Source organism: Erwinia sp. PME.40.26/001 (assembly GCF_055556675.1).
Genome location: NZ_JBVHNP010000384.1, coordinates 1 through 242 on the forward strand (window position 1 = coordinate 1; position 242 = coordinate 242).

1 protein-coding gene is annotated in these 242 nt (G+C 58.3%); it reads left to right on the forward strand.

Annotated features, from left to right (window positions below; genetic code table 11):
- A partial coding sequence (locus tag ACZ3HG_RS24645; RefSeq protein WP_465335136.1) for a hypothetical protein occupies positions 1-242 on the forward strand: 242 nt, incomplete at both ends.

Genomic DNA, 242 nt, shown 5'->3' on the forward strand with positions numbered 1-242 from the left:
TGATCTCGCATGTGGCGCAAACCCTCGTTGAGCAAGGTCGTGCGGCCGAACGTCTGGTGATGGTTGGCACGGCCGCCAGTCGCTGGGAAGTGGCCACTGTACCGGCTGATACCATTGTGATTCATGGCGAACTCGACGACACCGTACCGATTCAAAGCGTGTATGACTGGGCGCGCCCGCAAGAGCTGCCCATGATTGTGATTCCCGGTGCGGACCACTTTTTTCATCGCAAGCTACCGCTT